This window comes from Hyphomicrobium sp. (genome assembly GCF_051860585.1).
GTDB lineage: Bacteria > Pseudomonadota > Alphaproteobacteria > Rhizobiales > Hyphomicrobiaceae > Hyphomicrobium_C.
Genome location: NZ_JBHYDS010000005.1, coordinates 186,013 through 203,071, shown reverse-complemented (window position 1 = coordinate 203,071; position 17,059 = coordinate 186,013). Strand labels below are relative to the sequence as shown.

Genomic DNA, 17,059 nt, shown 5'->3' with positions numbered 1-17,059 from the left:
GAGGAGATCCGAGATGAGCAACGATCCGCGCTACCCAGGGGACGACGACGAGGACGACGCCCAGTCCAACAAACGCACGCGTCTTGTCATGCGCCCGGACGTTGCGGAAGGAAGCCCCGCGACGGGCCCGGTCGAGCAGCCGCGCGGCGGCTCGGTCATCGGCACGACGCGGCTCGTCGGCGTTGCAAATCAGGGTGGCGGTGGCGGCGCTGGGTTTTCTCCGGGCGTACCGACCGTGAAGATGCAGAACCAGGCCAAAACGCAGTACATGCGCGAAGGCACCGTGGAAACCGAGCCGGTGGCGGGATGGATCGTCATCGTCAAGGGACCGGGCCGCGGCGGCTTCCGGCCGGTCTATGTCGGCATGAACTCGGTCGGGCGCGCCCCGAGCCAGCGCATCTGCCTCGACTTCGGCGACGAGACCATCTCGCGCGAAGAGCACGCCTTCATCACTTACGACGACGAAACGCGGACCTTCTACCTGCAGCACGGCGGCAAATCCAACCTCGTCCGCCTCGCGGGCAAGCCCGTGCTCGCGCCCACCGAGCTCAAGCCCAACGATCTCTTCCGCATCGGCAACACCACGTTCCGGTTCGTCGCCTGTTGCGGCCCCGACTTCTGCTGGACGAGCGAGGTCGAAGACGTATGACATGGCTCGTGGCAGGCGCTGCCCGAGCCACGATCGGAACGCGCTCAAATCAAGAAGACGCCTTTGAGATTTGGCCGTCCGAAGCCCAAGCCGCCACCAGCCGCGGCGATGGACTGCTCGCGGTGGTCGCTGATGGAATGGGAGGACACGCCGGCGGCGAAATCGCGGGCGACCTCGCAGCTCGCACCTTCGTGTCCACTTTCACCGGCAGCAACGGCGCACTGTCCGAGCGCCTGCAGCACGGCCTGGAGGCCGGCAACGACGCCATCGCTTCGCATGTCCAGGCCAACGCAAAACTGCGCGGCATGGGTTGCACGCTGATCGGTGCGTGGGTCGACCGCGCGGGGCTGTCGTGGGTGAGCGTCGGGGATTCGCTGCTGCTGCTGTTCCGCGCGCCGGAAGTCCTTCGCCTCAATGCCGATCACTCGCTGGGCGCCTACCTTGACGACCAGGTCCGCCGCAATCAGATCGCCCCAGGCGAGGCGCAGAACAATCCCTATCGCAATGCGCTCCGCTCCGCCCTGACCGGCAAGGCGCTCGAGCTGGTCGACCTGCAGGGGGAGCCGTACAAGCTCAGCTCCGGAGACTGGATCATCCTGGCGAGTGACGGCATCACGACGCTCGATGGCGACGAGATCGGCGACATCGTCTACGCCAACCGTGAGGAGAGCCCGGAGGTCATGGCCGAGCGCCTGATCGCCGCCGTGGAAGACAAGCAGGAGCCTGATCAGGATAACACCACGGTTGTCGTACTGCGGATTGTCGAGGATCCGGACGCAGGGATAGATGAGGAGCAGCCGACCCGCGTCCTGCGTCCCGAACCGGTGCTCGCAGCCGCGCCGCCGGAGGCTGACGACGACGGTGTCGCCACCACCCAGCGGATCGTGCAGCCGCCTGCCGTCTATTCTGTCTTTCGCCGTCACCGCAGCCTGATCGTCGGCCTCGGCATGGGGCTGATGTTCCTGATCGGCTGGGGCGTTCGCGCGCTGCTGGGATAGAACCGCGCCGCGCCCCTATCGCCCGAGCAGCTTGCGCGCCGCCACGTCCGGGCTGACCCGGCCGGAAAGAACCTCGTCCGCAAGGCCGTCCACCTCACGGCCGCTGTCTTCCTTCACGCGCCGCGCCACGATGTCGGCTGCCGCGCGCGCGATCAGGTAGCGCGCCCGCCGCCGGCGGCGGGCCAATGGGTCCGCACCCGCTCCGCGCGAGCCTACGTCCCGCATGGCCGCGACGAGTTCCGGAACGCCTTCGCCGGTCGTCGCGGTCGTCTTGAGCACCGGGATATGCGACCGCATCGAGCGGATCGAAAGCGCGCCGAGCAGTTGCTGCAGCGTCAGCTCCGCGCCCTCGCGGTCGCCCTTGTTGACCACCAGAATGTCCGCGATTTCGAGCAGGCCGGATTTCATGGCCTGGATGTCGTCGCCGAGCCCCGGCGCCGAGATCACGACGCGCACGTCGGCCACTTCCGCGACGTCCATCTCGCTCTGCCCGGTGCCCACGGTTTCGAGCAGCACGAGGTCGAACCCGGCCGCGTCGAGCGCATCGATGACGCGCACGGCGGCCGGTGAAAGGCCGCCGAGATATCCGCGGCTCGCGAGCGAACGCACGAACACGCCGTCGTCGTCGAGAGCCGCCGTCATGCGGATGCGGTCGCCGAGAATCGCTCCGCCCGAAATCGGGCTCGACGGATCGACCGCGATCACGCCGACCGTGCCGCCTTGCGCGCGCACGTGCGCGATGACGGCATTGACGAGGGTGGACTTGCCGGCGCCGGGAGGCCCCGTGAAGCCAAGCACGAGCGCATGGCCGAGATACGGCTGCAGCGCCTCGAGCAGGGGCGGGGCGCTGGTGGACAGCTTCTCGAGCTCGGTTACGGCGGCCGCGATGGCGCGGCGCTCGCCGGCGCGCAGGCGCTGAACGAGATCCGGAATCGCTTCGAGCTTCAAGCTCGAGCGAGGCATCGGAGGGGCATCGCGGGTCGTATCATCCATGCTGGCGCTGATACGCATTATTGGACGTAACCGCAATGCCTCCGGCCGTCACAGTCGCAACGATTCCCTTCCCCCTTCATGCAGAAGGCATGTCTCCGGCATGACGAGGGGAAGATGGCAGGGGGAGGAACCGACGGCGTAAACGATCAGAACCACAGCCCCGGCCAGCGGTAGCGCGGCCGCATGTCGCCCGGGCCATAGCCGACAAGCGTCATCATCGGCTGCTCGATGATGACGAGCGGATCGTGCCGTGCGGCCGGGTCGGCGGGCGCGGCGCGCGCGAGCAGCCGCTCGATTCGATCTTCGGTGTTCGGATGCGACCTGAGCAGCGACGGATGGGGCACTCGGCGTGCTGGCACCGGGAACATGAGGTCTTCCCAGAAATGCCCGGTGTAGGGCTCCAACCGCCGCAAGGCCGAGGCGAGCGCGCCCGGATCGCCGGTCAAGTCCGCCGCGTGCGCGTCCGCCAGGAATTCACGCGACCGCGACAGGCGAAGCTGGAACATGCTCGACAGCGCGGGTGCCAGATAGAGGCAAAGCACCGCCCACCACGAGATCGGGTCCTCGCCCATCAGCAACGCCAGCACGTTGTAGACCGCGAGCCCGAGCGCCACGTAGCTCATGAGCTGCAGAACGCGGGTCATAACGTCGGCAAGGCCCATCACCAGCAGGTCGTTGTTACGGATGTGGGCGACCTCATGGGCGAGCACGCCGGCGGTTTCGGACAGAGTGAGTCGCCGCAGTAGTCCTTCCGTTACGGCGATCGCCGAATGCTGGCGTGAACCGGCGGCAAACGCGTTCAGCGTCATGCTGGGAACGACATAGAGATTGGGACGCTGTGGGAGCCCCGCACGATAGCTCAGGACGTCGACGAGGCTGGAGAGCTGGCTATCATCGGGCGGCACGTGAGTCGCCTGGTAGAGGCGCATGACGGCTTCTGGCGGCATGCGGGCGGCCATCGGCCAGATTGCAGCGATGAGGACCGCCGCCGCGAGCGCGCCGGCCGCGCCCCAGAGCAAAACCGTCGGCACGCTGACCAGGAAAACGAAGCCTGTGAGCAGCAGCGCCGCCTGCGTCAAATTGGGTCGGGACTGGGAGCCGGGAAGCGATGCGTCGAGGGGAAGCATGTCGGCCCTCCGCGCCTGAAGGATGACGATTGGAATGCGTGAATCACGCTGGAAAGCAGGCCGCCCCGCACAGCAAAGCCCGCAGAACTTGATGTTGTCTCGAAAAGCGACATTCGTATGATGAACGGCAACGGGGCCCGTTCCGGTCCACTGCGCCAGCAAAAGCGGCGGCCCAAATCCGCGGCGCGCCAATGCGCGGAGTCAATTCTTTCGATCAAGTCACCCACAAGGTGTTGACCGGGAATCCCCGAATGTATATAGGAACGCCACTCTCACGGTAGGTGGTAGGCCCTCTTCGCGCTTCTTTCGCGCTCTGCCTAAACGCTGCCGTCCCTAAAGCAGAGGACATTTTCGGACCAAGATCGCTGGTGAGCCGATGAGGCAAACCGGAGGATCCTCTGGTTTTTTCCGTGCCAGGCCCCGGGGCTCCGGGGCTCGGCAGTTTTCGTTTGGCGCATGCTGTGTCGAGGACGCGCGGCGACAGACGAATTGAGACGGCATTCCGGTTGGTTTGCTGAATTGGCCTGGAGCCGAACGAGAAGCGGGGCGTTTTATGCCGACGATACAACAGCTGATCCGGAAACCCCGGAGCCCGAAGGTCTATCGCGAGAAGTCGCGCCACATGGAAGCGTGCCCGCAGAAGCGCGGCGTTTGCACCCGTGTGTACACGACGACGCCGAAGAAGCCGAACTCGGCACTCCGCAAGGTTGCCAAGATCCGGCTCACCAATGGCTTTGAGGTCATCGGTTACATTCCGGGCGAAGGCCACAACCTTCAGGAGCACTCCGTGGTCCTGATCCGTGGCGGCCGCGTCAAGGACTTGCCCGGCGTCCGTTACCACATTCTGCGTGGCGTGCTCGATACCCAGGGCGTCGCCAGCCGCAAGCAGCGTCGTTCGAAGTACGGTGCGAAGCGGCCTAAGTAGGCCAGCATCGCTTGAGTATCCCGGACGAGCCGCCTGAGAAGCGGTGAGATCCGGAGATCTCGAAGGTTCCAGGTGGCTCGCCCGGGTGTGAGCTGTAAAAAATTGAAGCGAAGGGCTAGGACACATGTCCCGTCGTCACAGTGCAGAAAAGCGCGAAGTCAATCCGGATCCGAAGTTCGCGGATCTTGTTCTGACCAAGTTCATGAACGCCGTCATGTCGCACGGCAAGAAGTCGGTCGCCGAGCGCATCGTGTATGGCGCGCTTGAGCGGATGGAGCAGAAGGCGAAGTCGGATCCGATCGCCATGTTCCATCAGGCTCTCGAGAACGTCATGCCGGCGGTCGAGGTTCGTTCGCGTCGCGTCGGCGGTGCAACGTACCAGGTTCCCGTCGAAGTCCGCACCGAGCGCCGTCAGGCGCTGGCGATCCGCTGGATCATCACGGCTGCGCGCGCTCGCAACGAGAACACCATGGTCGAGCGTTTGTCGGGCGAATTGCTCGACGCGTCTTCGAACCGCGGCACGGCCGTCAAGAAGCGTGAAGACACCCACAAGATGGCGGACGCCAACCGGGCGTTCTCGCACTACCGCTGGTAAAGAAACAACGCGCGGTTGCGTCCAAGCGGAGCTTGGCTCCGAAACAACTGGGCAACCGAAGCGCAAAGGGAATGACAGATGGCCCGGCAATACGCCATTGAGGACTATCGCAATTTCGGCATCATGGCTCACATTGATGCCGGGAAGACGACGACGACTGAGCGAATCCTCTATTTCACCGGCAAGTCCTACAAGATCGGCGAAGTCCATGACGGCGCCGCCACGATGGACTTCATGGATCAGGAAGCTGAGCGCGGCATCACCATTACGTCGGCCGCGACGACCTGTTTCTGGGTGGGCCGCGACAACAAGAAGCGCCGCCTGAACATCATCGACACCCCCGGCCACGTCGACTTCACCATCGAAGTCGAGCGTTCGCTGCGCGTGCTCGACGGCGCCGTGTGCGTTCTCGACTCCAACCAGGGCGTTGAGCCGCAGACCGAGACCGTCTGGCGCCAGGGCGACAAGTACAACGTTCCGCGCATCATCTTCTCCAACAAGATGGACAAGACCGGCGCAGACTTCTTCATGTGCCTGGCCGACATCAAGGACAAGCTCGGCGCGCGCGCGGTGCCCCTGCAGATCCCGGTCGGCGCAGAAGCGGACTTCCGCGGCGTGGTCGACCTTATCAAGATGAAGTCCTACACCTGGGAAGGCGACGCCAAGGACGCCCCCATGGTTGAAGGCGAGATCCCCGCCGACCTCATCGACAAAGCAAACGAATATCGCGCTCTGCTGATCGAAGCTGCCGTCGAGATGGACGACGTGGCGATGGAAGGTTACCTCGAGGGCAAGGAGCCCGACGAGGACACGCTGCGCAAGCTCATCCGCAAGGCGACCGTCACGCGCACGTTCTATCCGATGATGTGCGGCTCGGCCTTTAAGAACAAGGGCGTTCAGCCCCTTCTCGACGCCGTCGTCGACTTCCTGCCGAGCCCGCTCGATCGCGAAGCCTACCGCGGTATCGACCCGAAGACCGGCGAGGAGAGCCCGCGCCATCCGTCGGATTCCGATCCGCTCGCCATGATCGCCTTCAAGATCATGAGCTTCGAGCACGTCGGCTCGATCACGTTCTGCCGCATCTATTCGGGCAAGCTCGAGCAGGGCATGGCACTCGCCAACACCTCGCGCGACAAGAAGGAACGTGCCGGCCGCATGTACCTCATGCACGCCGCCGACCGCGAGGAAATCAAGGAAGCCTTCGCCGGCGACATCGTCGCTCTGCAGGGCATGAAGGACATCCGCACGGGTGAGACCCTGTGCGATCCGGCTAAGCCCGTCATCCTTGAGAAGATGGATTTCCCGGAGCCCGTCATCAACCTCAAGATCGAGCCCAAGACCAAGGCCGACCAGGAGAAGATGGCGATCGCCCTCAACACCATGGCCGTCGAGGATCCGTCCTTCCGCGTTTCCGTCGACCAGGAGAGCGGCGAGACCATTCTCAAGGGCATGGGCGAACTTCATCTCGACATCAAGGTCGACATCCTGAGGCGCACCTACGGCGTGGACGCCAACGTCGGCGCCCCGCAGGTCGCCTACCGCGAGACGCTCGCTCGTCCCGCAGACATCGATTACACGCACAAGAAGCAGACGGGCGGCACCGGCCAGTTCGCGCGCGTCAAGCTCAGGCTTGAGCCGAACGAGACCGGCAAGGGCAATGTGTTCGAAAACACCGTTGTTGGCGGCACCGTTCCCCGCGAGTACATCCCGGGCGTCGAAAAGGGCGTCAAGTCGGTTTGGGACAACGGCGTGCTGATCGGCTTCCCGCTGGTCGACATGAAAGTCACGCTGCACGACGGCGCGTTCCACGAAGTTGACTCTTCGGCGATCGCGTTCGAAATCGCCACCCGCGCGGCCATGAAGGAAGGTTGCGAAAAGGGTGGTGTGAAGATCCTCGAGCCGATCATGGACGTCGAGGTGGTGACGCCGGGCGACTTCGTCGGCTCCGTCATCGGCGACATCAACTCGCGTCGCGGCCAGATCCGCACGCAGGAGATGCGCGGCAACGCTACGGTCATCCGGGCCTACGTTCCGCTCGCCAACATGTTCGGTTACGTAAGCCAGTTGCGGTCGATGTCGACGGGACGCGCGTCCTACACCATGCAGTTCGCGCACTACGCCGACGTTCCGCGCAACGTGGCTGACGAAGTTAAAGCGAAATATGCCTGAGCGGGCGGCCCCGGAAGGGGCCCCGGTTGAGGCGATGAGATCCGGTTGATCCGGGCAAGATGAGAACGAGCTTAAGGAGAGCCTACGATGGCCAAAGCGAAATTCGAGCGCAACAAGCCGCACGTTAACGTCGGCACGATTGGTCACGTTGACCACGGCAAGACGACGCTGACTGCAGCGCTGACGAAGGTGTCCTTCGACCGCGGCTGGACGACCACGGCAATCAGCTACGACAACGTTGCCAAGGCGTCTGAGAGCCAGGGCCGCCGCGACCCGACCAAGATTCTGACGATCGCCACCTCGCACGTCGAGTACGCGACGCCGAACCGCCACTACGCCCACGTCGACTGCCCGGGCCACGCCGACTACGTCAAGAACATGATCACGGGCGCAGCCCAGATGGACGGCGCGATCCTCGTCGTGTCGGCTGTTGACGGCCCGATGCCGCAGACCCGCGAGCACATCCTGCTCGCCCGTCAGGTCGGCGTTCCCTACATCGTCGTGTTCCTGAACAAGTGCGATATCGTCGACGACGCCGAACTCCTCGACCTCGTCGAAATGGAAGTTCGCGAACTGCTCGTGAAGTACCAGTTCCCCGGCGACGACACGCCCGTCATCCGCGGCGCCGCCGTCAAGGCGCTCAACGGCGAGAAGGGCCCGCTCGCTGACGAAGCGATCATCAAGCTCTATGAAGCCCTCGACACCTACATCCCGCTTCCTGAGCGTCCGAAGGATCAGCCCTTCCTGATGCCGATCGAAGACGTGTTCTCGATCTCGGGCCGCGGCACCGTCGTCACCGGCCGTATCGAACGCGGCGTGATCAAGGTCGGCGAAGAAGTCGAGATCGTCGGTCTCGCTGCAACGCAGAAGTCGATCGTGACCGGCGTCGAAATGTTCCGCAAGCTGCTCGACAGCGGTGAAGCCGGCGACAACGTTGGTTGCCTCCTGCGCGGCATCGACAAGGAAGCCGTTGAGCGTGGCCAGGTTCTGGCCAAGCCCGGCTCGGTCAAGCCGCACAAGAAGTTCAAGGCTGAGGCTTACGTTCTCACCAAGGAAGAGGGTGGCCGTCACACGCCGTTCTTCACCAACTACCGTCCCCAGTTCTACTTCCGCACGACCGACGTCACCGGCGTCGTCACGCTGCCGGAAGGCACGGAAATGGTTATGCCGGGCGACAACATCGCAGTTGATGTCGAGCTGGTTTCGCCGATCGCCATGGAAGAGAAGGTCCGCTTCGCAATTCGCGAAGGTGGCCGTACCGTCGGCGCTGGCGTCGTCACCAAGATCGTAGAGTAACGGAAATAGAGAGGCGCTCGAGAGGGCGGCGGAAACGCCGGGCTAAGAGCGCTTCTCTCATTTAGCGGGTTCGATACAATGAACGGCCAAAACATCCGCATCCGATTGAAAGCGTTCGATCATCGAATTCTCGATGCATCGACGCGGGAAATCGTGAACACGGCGAAGCGCACTGGCGCTGAGGTTCGGGGACCGATCCCCCTGCCGACGCGCATCGAGCGTTTCACGGTCAACCGCTCTCCGCACGTCGACAAGAAGAGTCGCGAACAGTTCGAAATGCGCACCCACAAGCGCATGTTGGACATCGTAGATCCGACTCCTCAGACGGTCGACGCGCTGATGAAGCTCGACCTGGCCGCAGGCGTGGACGTGGAAATCAAGCTCTAGAGGATGCCGCGCCGACAGGTCTCCACCGTGTTGGCTGCGATAATTGAAGGAAGGAATGCGAACAAATGCGTTCCGGAGTGATTGCACAGAAAGTCGGCATGACCCGCATCTTCACGGATGCAGGTGAGCATGTGCCAGTGACAGTCCTGAAGATGGAAAAGCTTCAGGTTCTGTCGCAGCGCACGACCGATAAGCACGGCTACACGGCCATCCAGGTCGGCGCTGGCACGCGCAAGCCATCTCGTCTCACGAAGTCCGATCGCGGTACGTTCGCGGTCGCCAACGTCGAGCCGAAGCGGAAGCTTGCGGAGTTCCGGGTCAGCCCCGAGAACTTGATCGAAGTGGGCGCCGAGATTACGGCCGACCATTTCGTGCCGGGCCAGTTCGTCGACGTGACCGGCACCAGCCAGGGCAAGGGCTTCCAGGGCCCGATGAAGCGCTGGAACTTCGGCGGCCTGGGCGCAGCCCACGGCGTCTCCGTGGTCCATCGTTCGCACGGCTCGACCGGCCAGCGTCAGGACCCCGGCAAGGTGTTCAAGGGCAAGAAGATGGCCGGCCACATGGGTGACGAGCGCATCACCACCCAGAACCTCATCGTCGCCAAGATCGACGTTGAGCGCGGCCTGCTGATGATCCGCGGCGCAGTGCCCGGCTCCAAAGGCGGCTGGGTTGTTGTTCGCGACGCCGTCAAGAAAAAGGCTCACGCCGACGCGCCGAAGCCTGGCGCGTTCAAGCCTGCGAATAAGGAGAAGGCGTGATGAAAGCCAACGTCACCACGCTCGAAGCCAAGAAGGCCGGTGAGATCGAGCTCGCCGACGCCATTTTCGGGCTCGAGCCGCGCAAGGACATCCTGCATCGCATGGTGCGCTGGCAGCAGCTCAAGCGCATGGCCGGCACGCATCACGCACAGGACCGCTCGGAAGTCACGGTCACTGGCAAGAAGATGTACAAGCAGAAGGGCACCGGCGGCGCTCGCCACGGTGACAAGTCTGTCCCGCAGTGGCGCGGCGGCGGTAAGGCGTTCGGCCCCAAGCCGCGCAGCCATGCCATCGACCTGACCAAGAAGTTCCGCGCGCTGGCTCTGCGTCACGCTCTCTCCGCCAAGGCCAAGGCCGGCGAGGTTATCGTGATCGACACGGCTTCGTCGTCGGAAGGCAAGACGGGCGTCCTGAAGAAGCAGTTCGCTTCGCTCGGCTGGCGCAGCGCTCTGATCATCGACGGTGCGGCGCTCGACGACGCATTCGCCCGTGCGGCCCGCAACATTCCGCACATCGACGTGCTGCCGATCGCCGGCATCAACGTCTACGACATCCTTCGCCGTGAGAAGCTCGTGCTGACCAAGGCGGCCGTCGAGGCGCTGGACGTGCGCTTCGCCGACGTGAAGGCCAAAGCCGCGGAGCAGAAGTGATGAACAAGCTCAAAGCCTACGACGTCATCCTGTCTCCGGTGATCACCGAGAAGGCGACGCAGGTTTCGGAAGCGAACCAGGTGATCTTCAAGGTCGCTTCGGGCGCCAACAAAACCGACATCAAGTCTGCGGTCGAGATCCTCTTCAATGTGAAGGTCAAGGCTGTGAATACGCTGGTCCGCAAAGGCAAGCGCCGCACGTTCCGCGGCATCCGCGCCCAGCTCAGTGACGTAAAGAAGGCCATCGTGACGCTCGAGGAAGGCCACTCGATCGACGTTACGACCGGCCTTTAAGGGAGACGCGCCGCCATGGCTTTGAAGACATTCCGTCCGACATCTCCGGGCATGCGCCATTTGGTGCAGGTTGATCGCTCGCACCTGTTCAAGGGCGCGCCGGTCAAGATGCTGACCGAAGGTAAGCGCAAGACGGGCGGCCGCAACAGCGACGGTCGCATCACGACGCGCCACATCGGTGGCGGTCACAAGCAGTCGTACCGTCTGGTCGATTTCCGCCGTCGCAAGCACGACGTTGCGGCAACGGTCGAACGGCTCGAGTACGATCCGAACCGCACGGCGTTCATCGCGCTGATCAAGTACGCGGACGGCCACCTGTCCTACATCATCGCTCCGCAGCGTCTCGCTGTCGGCGATCAGGTGATCTCCGGCGCGAAGGTCGACGTGAAGCCCGGCAACGCCATGCCGCTTTCCGGCATGCCGATCGGCACGATCGTGCACAACGTCGAGCTGAAGCCCGGCGGCGGTGGCCAGATCGCGCGCTCGGCCGGTGCCTTCGTGCAGCTCGTCGGCCGTGACGCTGGTTGGGCCGTTCTCAAGCTCAGCTCCGGCGAAACCCGCAAAGTCCGCGCCGAGTGCATGGCGTCCGTGGGCGCCGTCTCGAACCCGGATCACAGCAACGAAGTGATCGGCAAGGCGGGCCGCCAGCGTTGGAAGGGCAACCGTCCGACCGTGCGCTCGATCGCCATGAACCCGATTGACCATCCCAACGGCGGCCGCACCAAGGGCGGCAAGCATTGGGCGACGCCGTGGGGCAAGCCGACCAAGGGCTTCAAGACCCGCAAGAACAAGCAGACCGACAAGTTCATCGTCAGAAGCCGCTCGAAGAGCAAGTAGTCGATAACGCTACTTGAACCACGAGCAGACGATCGAGGAGACGAAAGAGTGACACGCGCAGTTTGGAAGGGCCCCTTCATCGACGGCTACATTCTCAAGAAGGCTGAGAAGGTACGTGCGTCGGGGCGCAATGAGGTCATCAAGACCTGGAGCCGTCGCTCGACGATTCTGCCCCAGTTCGTGGGCCTGACGTTCGGCGTCTACAACGGTCAGAAGCATGTCCCGGTGAACATCACCGAAGACATGATCGGCCACAAGCTTGGCGAGTTCTCGCCGACGCGCGCCTTCCATGGCCACGGCGGCGACAAGAAAGCATCGACGAGGAAATAATGGGCAAGCCGAGCCGGGAACGGAGCCTCTCCGACAAAGAGGCACGCGCGATCACGAAGAACCTTCGTGTGTCGCCGCAGAAGCTGAACCTCGTCGCGGGCCTGATCCGTGGCAAGAAGGTCGACCAAGCGCTCGCCGATCTCGAGTTTTCGAGGAAGCGTATCGCTCAGGACGTCCGCAAGTGCGTGATGAGCGCCGTTGCCAACGCCGAGAACAATCATCAGCTCGACGTCAACGCCTTGATCGTGTCCGAGGCCTATGTCGGCAAGAACCTGGTCATGAAGCGCTTCGCGGCTCGCGGCCGTGGTCGCGGCTTCTCGATCATGAAGCCGTTCTCGCAGATCACCGTCGTGGTGCGTGAGACGGAAGCCGAGGCTGAGAAGCCGAAGGCCGCCAAGGGCGCAGCCAAGCAGGCCAAGCCGGCTGCCAAGGCGAGCAAGAAGTCTGCTGCGGCTGAGAAGGAGGCCGAGTAATGGGTCATAAAGTCAATCCCGTCGGCCTTCGGCTCGGCATCAACCGCACCTGGGACAGCCGCTGGTTCGCCCGTCGTGGCGAATACGGCAAGCTGCTTCATGAAGATCGCGCCATCCGCGCTCACATCTTGAAGATGCAGCGCACCGCCGGCATCTCCAAGGTCGTCATTGAGCGCCCGCACAAGAAGTGCCGTGTGACCGTTCACACGGCCCGCCCGGGCGTTCTGATCGGCAAGAAGGGCGCCGACATCGACAAGCTGCGCGGCGAGCTTTCGCGCTACACGTCCTCGGAAGTTCATCTGAACCTCCTCGAGGTCCGCAAGCCCGATACCGACGCCGTTCTGGTCGCCGAGAACATCGCCCAGCAGCTCGAGCGCCGCGTTGCCTTCCGTCGCGCCATGAAGCGCGCCGTGCAGACCGCTCTGCGCGCTGGTGCCGTCGGCATCCGTATCAACGTTGCCGGCCGTCTCGGCGGCGCTGAAATCGCCCGCACGGAGTGGTATCGCGAAGGCCGCGTGCCGCTGCACACCCTCCGCGCCGACATCGATTTCGGCTACGGCGTTGCCCAGACCGCCTATGGCGTGATCGGCATCAAGGTCTGGATCTTCAAGGGCGAGATCATGGAGCACGATCCGATGGCCTCCGAGCGCCGTTCGACCGAAGGAGCCGGCGACGGCACCGGCGGCCGTCCCCGCCGTGAGGACGGCGGCGAGCGTCGCGAGCGTCGTGGTGGCCCCCGCGGCGACCGTGGTGGACCGCGTGGCGGCGGCGACGCTGCCAAAGAAGGACAGGAGCAGGCCTGATCAGGCTTGAAGGACCAGGACCATGCTGTCACCGAAAAAAACCAAGTTCCGCAAGCAGTTCAAGGGCCGCATCCACGGCGTTGCGAAGGGCGGTACGAGCTTGAACTTCGGCTCTCACGGCCTCAAGGCCGTCGAGCCTGAGCGCGTCACTGCACGCCAGATCGAAGCCGCGCGCCGCGCCATCACGCGTCACATGAAGCGTGCCGGCCGCGTCTGGATCCGCATCTTCCCGGATGTGCCCGTCACCAAGAAGCCGGCCGAAGTCCGAATGGGCTCTGGTAAGGGCAGCATCGAGCTGTGGGTTTCGCGCGTCAAGCCGGGCCGCATCATGTTCGAGTTGGACGGCGTTCCGGATCAGATCGCGCGTGAAGCGCTTCTGCTCGGCGCGGCCAAGCTCGGGATCAAGACTCGTATCGTGACGCGCGTCGGCTAACCCCCGAAACGGCGCACGGGCTAAGGAAGGAATACGACGATGAAATCGGGTGATTTGAAGAGCATGACGCTCGATCAACTCGACGATCAGTTGGGGAAGCTCAAGAAGGAGCAGTTCAACCTGCGCTTTCAGAAGGCCTCCGGCCAGCTTGAGAACACCTCGCGCGTGCGCCAGGTCCGGCGCGACATCGCGCGGGTTCTGACGCTCGCTGGCCAGAAGCGGGGCGGATCCTCGTCCGTGGCCGCGGCGAAATCGAAGACTGGCGCGTAAGGAGATAGAACGATGCCGAAACGCGTCCTGCAGGGTGTGGTTGTTTCGAACAAGAACGACAAGACCATTGTCGTCGAGGTGGAGCGCCGTTACACGCATCCCCTTCTGAAAAAGACCGTGCGTCGTACGAAGAAGTACCACGCCCACGACGAGAAGAACGTGTTCAAGGCCGGCGACCGCGTCGAGATCCAGGAGAGCGCTCCGATTTCGAAGCTGAAGCGTTGGGTCGCGCTCGAAAAAAGCGCGAGATAGATCGATGGCGGCGCCTCGCGTGAGGCGGCGGCCGGGTGACGAAACAGATTTTTACGCCGCGGGCTGTGCGGCAGGAAGAGAGACGGTGCGATGATCCAGATGGAGACAAATCTCGACGTCGCCGATAATTCGGGAGCGCGTCGCGTCCAGTGCATCAAGGTGCTGGGTGGATCGAAGCGCAAGTACGCCACCATCGGCGACACGATCGTCGTGTCGGTGAAGGAGGCGATTCCGAAGGGGCGCGTTAAGAAGGGCCAGGTCATGAAGGCCGTGATCGTGCGCGTCGCCAAGGGCGTGCGCCGTCCCGACGGCTCGCTGATCCGTTTTGACCGCAACGCCGCCGTGCTGATCAACGCACAGGGCGAGCCGGTCGGCACGCGTATTTTCGGACCGGTGACGCGCGAGCTTCGCGCCAAGAACCACATGAAGATCGTCTCTCTCGCTCCGGAGGTGCTGTAATGGCGTCGCTCAAGATCAAGAAGGGTGACAGCGTCGTCGTCCTGACCGGGCGCGACAAGGGCAAGCGCGGCGAAGTGATCGAGGTTCGCCCGAAGGAGAACCGCGCTCTCGTCCGTGGCATCAACGTCGTGCGCAAGCATCAGCGCCAGACGGCCAAGGAAGAGGGCGGCATCATCTCGAAAGAGGCCGCGATTCAGATTTCGAACCTTGCCCTCGAGGATCCCAAGGACGGCAAGCCGACCCGCATCGGTTTCCGCTTCCTGGAAGACGGCAAGAAGGTCCGTTTCGCCAAGCGCTCTGGCGAAGTCATTCCGGAGAAGAACTAAGCCATGGCCGACAAAGAGAAACCCCAGAAGGCCAAGTCGGCAACTGCCGGCGCTAAGCCTGGCAAGGAAGCCCGCGGCGCCAAGCAGGCGAAGGTCGATGCTGGTCCGCGCGAGTGGAAGCCGCGTCCGGCTGACTACAAGCCGCGCCTCAAGACGCACTACGAAAAGGTCGTGCGCGACGCGCTGAAGGAAAAGTTCGCCTACGCGAACCCGATGCAGATTCCGCGCATCGAGAAGATCGTGCTCAACATGGGCGTTGGCGAAGCGACTGCCGACCGTAAGAAGGTCGACAACGCGGCAGCCGATCTCGCGCTCATTGCCGGCCAGAAGCCGCTGATGACCAAGTCGACCAAGTCGATCGCGACCTTCAAGGTGCGCGAAGGCATGACGCTTGGCTGCAAGGTCACGCTGCGCGGCGACCGGATGTACGAATTCCTGGACCGGTTCGTCACCATCGCGCTTCCGCGCGTGAAGGACTTCCGGGGCCTTAACGGCAAGAGCTTCGACGGCCGTGGCAACTTTGCGTGCGGTCTGAAGGAGCACATCGTGTTCCCGGAAATCGATTACGACAAGGTCGACCAGGTGTTGGGTCTCGACGTGATCGTTTGCACTTCGGCCAAGACTGACGACGAGGCGCGCGAGCTGCTTCGTGGTTTCAACTTCCCTTTCCGCAGCTAGAGGACCTCGGGCACGCTCACGCGAAAACCCCGAAAGGCCTTTGGAGGACAATGAATGGCTAAGACGAGCTCTATCGAGAAGAACAACCGGCGCCGGAAGTTGACCGCGCAGTACGCAGCCAAGCGCAAGCGCTTGAAGGCGATCGCGGACGATCTGAAGCGCCCCGCCGAGGAGCGCTTCGCAGCGCGTCTGAAGCTCGCCGAAATGCCGCGCAACGGCTCGGCTGTTCGCATCCGCAACCGCTGCGAGATCACGGGCCGCGCCCGTGGCAACTATCGCAAGCTCAAGATGTGCCGCAACCAGCTCCGGGAGCTGGCCTCGCAGGGTCTTATCCCTGGCATGGTCAAGTCGAGCTGGTAAGAGAGGGCTGAGCACATGGCAGTGAATGATCCTATCGGCGATATGCTGACGCGCATCCGCAATGCGCAGATGCGCCGCCGTCCCAAGGTTTCGACGCCAGCGTCGAACATGCGGGCCCGCGTCCTCGACGTTCTCGCCGAGGAAGGCTACATCCGCGGCTACACGCGCGTGGAGCAGAAGGGTGAACACCCCGAGTTCGAGATCGAGCTCAAGTATTTCAACGGTCAGCCGGCGATCAAGCAGATCAGCCGCGTTTCGACCCCTGGCCGGCGCGTTTATTCGCCGGTTCGTGATCTCCGCACGGTCGCCAACGGCCTCGGCGTCGCCATCCTGTCCACGCCGAAGGGCGTGATGTCGGATTCGCGCGCTAAGGAAGAGAATGTCGGCGGCGAGATCATCTGCAACGTATTCTAACGGAGAGCCCCGGTCTCGGCCGGGAGCTTGAGGAAAGCGACATGTCACGCATCGGTAAAAAGCCCGTTCCCGTACCCGCCGCAATTACTGCGACGGTCGACGGCCAGACGGTCAAAATGAAGGGAGCCAAGGGCGAGCTCTCCTTCACGCTGCCTGAGGTACTGAAGGTCGAGAAGACCGCCGAAGGTATCGAGATCACGCTCGGCGAGGACACCAAGCAGGCGCGCTCCATGTGGGGCATGTCGCGCTCCATGGTGCAGAACCTGATCACGGGCGTGTCCGAAGGCTACACCCACACCCTCGAGATCCACGGCGTCGGCTTCAAGGCCGCGCTGAAGGGCAAGGACGTGTTGACGATGTCGATCGGCTTCAGCCACGACGTCGTCCACCAGATCCCGCCCGGCGTTGAGGTCAAAGTGGGCGGCGCTAAGCAGGAGGTCGTGACGGTCTCCGGCATCGACAAGCAGCTCGTCGGCCAGGTCGCCGCCGATATCCGCGCCTCGCGCAAGCCGGAGCCCTACCAGGGCAAGGGCGTGCGCTTCAAGGGCGAGCACGTCTTCCGCAAGGAAGGCAAGAAGAAGTAG

Annotated in this window: 24 protein-coding genes and 1 pseudogene; 23 read left to right on the top strand and 2 right to left on the bottom strand. The window is 63.5% G+C overall.

Translation table 11 applies throughout. The features are described from left to right. Nucleotides 1-13: 13 nt before the first annotated feature. Together ACTIFK_RS10190 and ACTIFK_RS10185 are read left to right on the top strand one after the other, a co-directional pair. Complete coding sequence (locus ACTIFK_RS10190; RefSeq protein WP_439542956.1) at nt 14-649, top strand: FHA domain-containing protein; 636 nt, start codon at nt 14-16, stop codon at nt 647-649. Then, nucleotides 646-1,647 (top strand): PP2C family protein-serine/threonine phosphatase, encoded by a 1,002-nt coding sequence (locus ACTIFK_RS10185; RefSeq protein ID WP_439542955.1) that lies wholly within the window; start codon nt 646-648, stop codon nt 1,645-1,647. The genes ACTIFK_RS10190 and ACTIFK_RS10185 overlap by 4 nt, the downstream gene beginning before the upstream one ends. A 15-nt stretch (nt 1,648-1,662) precedes the next feature. Here ACTIFK_RS10185 and meaB read toward each other — a convergent pair whose 3' ends face one another. Together meaB and ACTIFK_RS10175 are read right to left on the bottom strand one after the other, a co-directional pair. After that, nucleotides 1,663-2,640 (bottom strand): methylmalonyl Co-A mutase-associated GTPase MeaB, encoded by a 978-nt coding sequence (gene meaB, locus ACTIFK_RS10180; protein WP_439542954.1) that lies wholly within the window; start codon nt 2,638-2,640, stop codon nt 1,663-1,665. 146 nt (nt 2,641-2,786) lie between these two features. After that, a complete protein-coding gene (locus ACTIFK_RS10175; RefSeq protein WP_439542953.1) occupies nt 2,787-3,767 on the bottom strand; it encodes a zinc metalloprotease HtpX in 981 nt (326 codons plus the stop codon). A 553-nt stretch (nt 3,768-4,320) separates the two neighbouring features. On the opposite strand from ACTIFK_RS10175, the gene rpsL reads away from it, so the two are divergent. From rpsL to rplF, 21 genes and pseudogenes are all read left to right on the top strand, one after another. Beyond that, a complete protein-coding gene (gene rpsL, locus ACTIFK_RS10170; protein WP_439542952.1) occupies nt 4,321-4,692 on the top strand; it encodes a 30S ribosomal protein S12 in 372 nt (123 codons plus the stop codon). A 124-nt stretch (nt 4,693-4,816) separates the two neighbouring features. Further along, the gene (rpsG, locus tag ACTIFK_RS10165; RefSeq protein WP_439542951.1) at nt 4,817-5,287 is read left to right on the top strand and encodes a 30S ribosomal protein S7; all 471 of its coding nucleotides are present in this window, start codon (nt 4,817-4,819) and stop codon (nt 5,285-5,287) included. A gap of 78 nt (nt 5,288-5,365) precedes the next feature. Further along, complete coding sequence (gene fusA / locus ACTIFK_RS10160) at nt 5,366-7,456, top strand: elongation factor G (RefSeq protein ID WP_439542950.1); 2,091 nt, start codon at nt 5,366-5,368, stop codon at nt 7,454-7,456. 87 nt (nt 7,457-7,543) lie between these two features. Further along, nucleotides 7,544-8,752 carry an elongation factor Tu gene (gene tuf / locus ACTIFK_RS10155; protein WP_439542949.1) on the top strand — a complete coding sequence of 403 codons (1,209 nt, stop codon included), beginning with the start codon at nt 7,544-7,546 and terminating at the stop codon, nt 8,750-8,752. 78 nt (nt 8,753-8,830) lie between these two features. Beyond that, nucleotides 8,831-9,139 carry a 30S ribosomal protein S10 gene (gene rpsJ / locus ACTIFK_RS10150; protein ID WP_023788138.1) on the top strand — a complete coding sequence of 103 codons (309 nt, stop codon included), beginning with the start codon at nt 8,831-8,833 and terminating at the stop codon, nt 9,137-9,139. A 65-nt stretch (nt 9,140-9,204) separates the two neighbouring features. Next, nucleotides 9,205-9,897 carry a 50S ribosomal protein L3 gene (gene rplC / locus ACTIFK_RS10145; protein ID WP_439542948.1) on the top strand — a complete coding sequence of 231 codons (693 nt, stop codon included), beginning with the start codon at nt 9,205-9,207 and terminating at the stop codon, nt 9,895-9,897. Next, the gene (gene rplD, locus ACTIFK_RS10140; RefSeq protein ID WP_439542947.1) at nt 9,897-10,547 is read left to right on the top strand and encodes a 50S ribosomal protein L4; all 651 of its coding nucleotides are present in this window, start codon (nt 9,897-9,899) and stop codon (nt 10,545-10,547) included. Before rplC ends, rplD begins: the two co-directional genes overlap by 1 nt. Next, nucleotides 10,547-10,840 carry a 50S ribosomal protein L23 gene (locus ACTIFK_RS10135; protein ID WP_291148851.1) on the top strand — a complete coding sequence of 98 codons (294 nt, stop codon included), beginning with the start codon at nt 10,547-10,549 and terminating at the stop codon, nt 10,838-10,840. Before rplD ends, ACTIFK_RS10135 begins: the two co-directional genes overlap by 1 nt. A gap of 15 nt (nt 10,841-10,855) precedes the next feature. After that, nucleotides 10,856-11,677: a 50S ribosomal protein L2 gene (gene rplB, locus ACTIFK_RS10130; protein ID WP_439542946.1), complete on the top strand. Its 822-nt coding sequence runs from the start codon at nt 10,856-10,858 to the stop codon at nt 11,675-11,677. Nucleotides 11,678-11,725: 48 nt separating this feature from the next. Continuing rightward, nucleotides 11,726-12,007 (top strand): 30S ribosomal protein S19, encoded by a 282-nt coding sequence (rpsS, locus tag ACTIFK_RS10125; RefSeq protein ID WP_439542945.1) that lies wholly within the window; start codon nt 11,726-11,728, stop codon nt 12,005-12,007. Then, nucleotides 12,007-12,384 (top strand): annotated as a pseudogene (gene rplV / locus ACTIFK_RS10120) (50S ribosomal protein L22); the annotation flags it as partial. The gene rpsS and the pseudogene rplV, both read left to right, overlap by 1 nt. 95 nt (nt 12,385-12,479) lie before the next feature. Beyond that, entirely contained in the window at nt 12,480-13,283 is an 804-nt protein-coding gene (rpsC, locus tag ACTIFK_RS10115; protein ID WP_439542944.1) for a 30S ribosomal protein S3, read from the top strand. A gap of 22 nt (nt 13,284-13,305) precedes the next feature. Next, a complete protein-coding gene (gene rplP / locus ACTIFK_RS10110; RefSeq protein ID WP_439542943.1) occupies nt 13,306-13,716 on the top strand; it encodes a 50S ribosomal protein L16 in 411 nt (136 codons plus the stop codon). A 39-nt stretch (nt 13,717-13,755) separates the two neighbouring features. Further along, nucleotides 13,756-13,986, top strand: coding sequence for a 50S ribosomal protein L29 (rpmC, locus tag ACTIFK_RS10105; RefSeq protein ID WP_439542942.1), 231 nt, complete (start codon nt 13,756-13,758; stop codon nt 13,984-13,986). Between the two features lie 12 nt (nt 13,987-13,998). Next, on the top strand, nt 13,999-14,238 hold the full coding sequence (rpsQ, locus tag ACTIFK_RS10100; protein WP_439542941.1) for a 30S ribosomal protein S17: 240 nt from the start codon (nt 13,999-14,001) through the stop codon (nt 14,236-14,238). Between the two features lie 90 nt (nt 14,239-14,328). Then, complete coding sequence (gene rplN / locus ACTIFK_RS10095; RefSeq protein WP_291148831.1) at nt 14,329-14,697, top strand: 50S ribosomal protein L14; 369 nt, start codon at nt 14,329-14,331, stop codon at nt 14,695-14,697. Continuing rightward, nucleotides 14,697-15,023 carry a 50S ribosomal protein L24 gene (rplX, locus tag ACTIFK_RS10090; RefSeq protein WP_439542940.1) on the top strand — a complete coding sequence of 109 codons (327 nt, stop codon included), beginning with the start codon at nt 14,697-14,699 and terminating at the stop codon, nt 15,021-15,023. The genes rplN and rplX overlap by 1 nt, the downstream gene beginning before the upstream one ends. 3 nt (nt 15,024-15,026) lie before the next feature. Further along, entirely contained in the window at nt 15,027-15,701 is a 675-nt protein-coding gene (gene rplE, locus ACTIFK_RS10085) for a 50S ribosomal protein L5 (protein ID WP_439542939.1), read from the top strand. Nucleotides 15,702-15,755: 54 nt separating this feature from the next. After that, nucleotides 15,756-16,061 carry a 30S ribosomal protein S14 gene (gene rpsN, locus ACTIFK_RS10080; RefSeq protein WP_439542938.1) on the top strand — a complete coding sequence of 102 codons (306 nt, stop codon included), beginning with the start codon at nt 15,756-15,758 and terminating at the stop codon, nt 16,059-16,061. Between the two features lie 15 nt (nt 16,062-16,076). After that, entirely contained in the window at nt 16,077-16,475 is a 399-nt protein-coding gene (gene rpsH / locus ACTIFK_RS10075; RefSeq protein WP_439542937.1) for a 30S ribosomal protein S8, read from the top strand. Nucleotides 16,476-16,516: 41 nt separating this feature from the next. Next, nucleotides 16,517-17,059 (top strand): 50S ribosomal protein L6, encoded by a 543-nt coding sequence (gene rplF / locus ACTIFK_RS10070; protein WP_439542936.1) that lies wholly within the window; start codon nt 16,517-16,519, stop codon nt 17,057-17,059.

Excerpts from the sequence above, each read along its gene's own strand:
- ACTIFK_RS10190 (WP_439542956.1), top strand. The coding sequence starts at position 14 with ATGAGCAACGATCCGCGCTACCCAGGGGACGACGACGAGGACGACGCC.
- ACTIFK_RS10185 (WP_439542955.1), top strand. The coding sequence starts at position 646 with ATGACATGGCTCGTGGCAGGCGCTGCCCGAGCCACGATCGGAACGCGC.
- meaB (WP_439542954.1), bottom strand. The coding sequence starts at position 2,640 with ATGGATGATACGACCCGCGATGCCCCTCCGATGCCTCGCTCGAGCTTG.
- ACTIFK_RS10175 (WP_439542953.1), bottom strand. The coding sequence starts at position 3,767 with ATGCTTCCCCTCGACGCATCGCTTCCCGGCTCCCAGTCCCGACCCAAT.
- rpsL (WP_439542952.1), top strand. The coding sequence starts at position 4,321 with ATGCCGACGATACAACAGCTGATCCGGAAACCCCGGAGCCCGAAGGTC.
- rpsG (WP_439542951.1), top strand. The coding sequence starts at position 4,817 with ATGTCCCGTCGTCACAGTGCAGAAAAGCGCGAAGTCAATCCGGATCCG.
- fusA (WP_439542950.1), top strand. The coding sequence starts at position 5,366 with ATGGCCCGGCAATACGCCATTGAGGACTATCGCAATTTCGGCATCATG.
- tuf (WP_439542949.1), top strand. The coding sequence starts at position 7,544 with ATGGCCAAAGCGAAATTCGAGCGCAACAAGCCGCACGTTAACGTCGGC.
- rpsJ (WP_023788138.1), top strand. The coding sequence starts at position 8,831 with ATGAACGGCCAAAACATCCGCATCCGATTGAAAGCGTTCGATCATCGA.
- rplC (WP_439542948.1), top strand. The coding sequence starts at position 9,205 with ATGCGTTCCGGAGTGATTGCACAGAAAGTCGGCATGACCCGCATCTTC.
- rplD (WP_439542947.1), top strand. The coding sequence starts at position 9,897 with ATGAAAGCCAACGTCACCACGCTCGAAGCCAAGAAGGCCGGTGAGATC.
- ACTIFK_RS10135 (WP_291148851.1), top strand. The coding sequence starts at position 10,547 with ATGAACAAGCTCAAAGCCTACGACGTCATCCTGTCTCCGGTGATCACC.
- rplB (WP_439542946.1), top strand. The coding sequence starts at position 10,856 with ATGGCTTTGAAGACATTCCGTCCGACATCTCCGGGCATGCGCCATTTG.
- rpsC (WP_439542944.1), top strand. The coding sequence starts at position 12,480 with ATGGGTCATAAAGTCAATCCCGTCGGCCTTCGGCTCGGCATCAACCGC.
- rplP (WP_439542943.1), top strand. The coding sequence starts at position 13,306 with ATGCTGTCACCGAAAAAAACCAAGTTCCGCAAGCAGTTCAAGGGCCGC.
- rpmC (WP_439542942.1), top strand. The coding sequence starts at position 13,756 with ATGAAATCGGGTGATTTGAAGAGCATGACGCTCGATCAACTCGACGAT.
- rpsQ (WP_439542941.1), top strand. The coding sequence starts at position 13,999 with ATGCCGAAACGCGTCCTGCAGGGTGTGGTTGTTTCGAACAAGAACGAC.
- rplN (WP_291148831.1), top strand. The coding sequence starts at position 14,329 with ATGATCCAGATGGAGACAAATCTCGACGTCGCCGATAATTCGGGAGCG.
- rplX (WP_439542940.1), top strand. The coding sequence starts at position 14,697 with ATGGCGTCGCTCAAGATCAAGAAGGGTGACAGCGTCGTCGTCCTGACC.
- rplE (WP_439542939.1), top strand. The coding sequence starts at position 15,027 with ATGGCCGACAAAGAGAAACCCCAGAAGGCCAAGTCGGCAACTGCCGGC.
- rpsN (WP_439542938.1), top strand. The coding sequence starts at position 15,756 with ATGGCTAAGACGAGCTCTATCGAGAAGAACAACCGGCGCCGGAAGTTG.
- rpsH (WP_439542937.1), top strand. The coding sequence starts at position 16,077 with ATGGCAGTGAATGATCCTATCGGCGATATGCTGACGCGCATCCGCAAT.
- rplF (WP_439542936.1), top strand. The coding sequence starts at position 16,517 with ATGTCACGCATCGGTAAAAAGCCCGTTCCCGTACCCGCCGCAATTACT.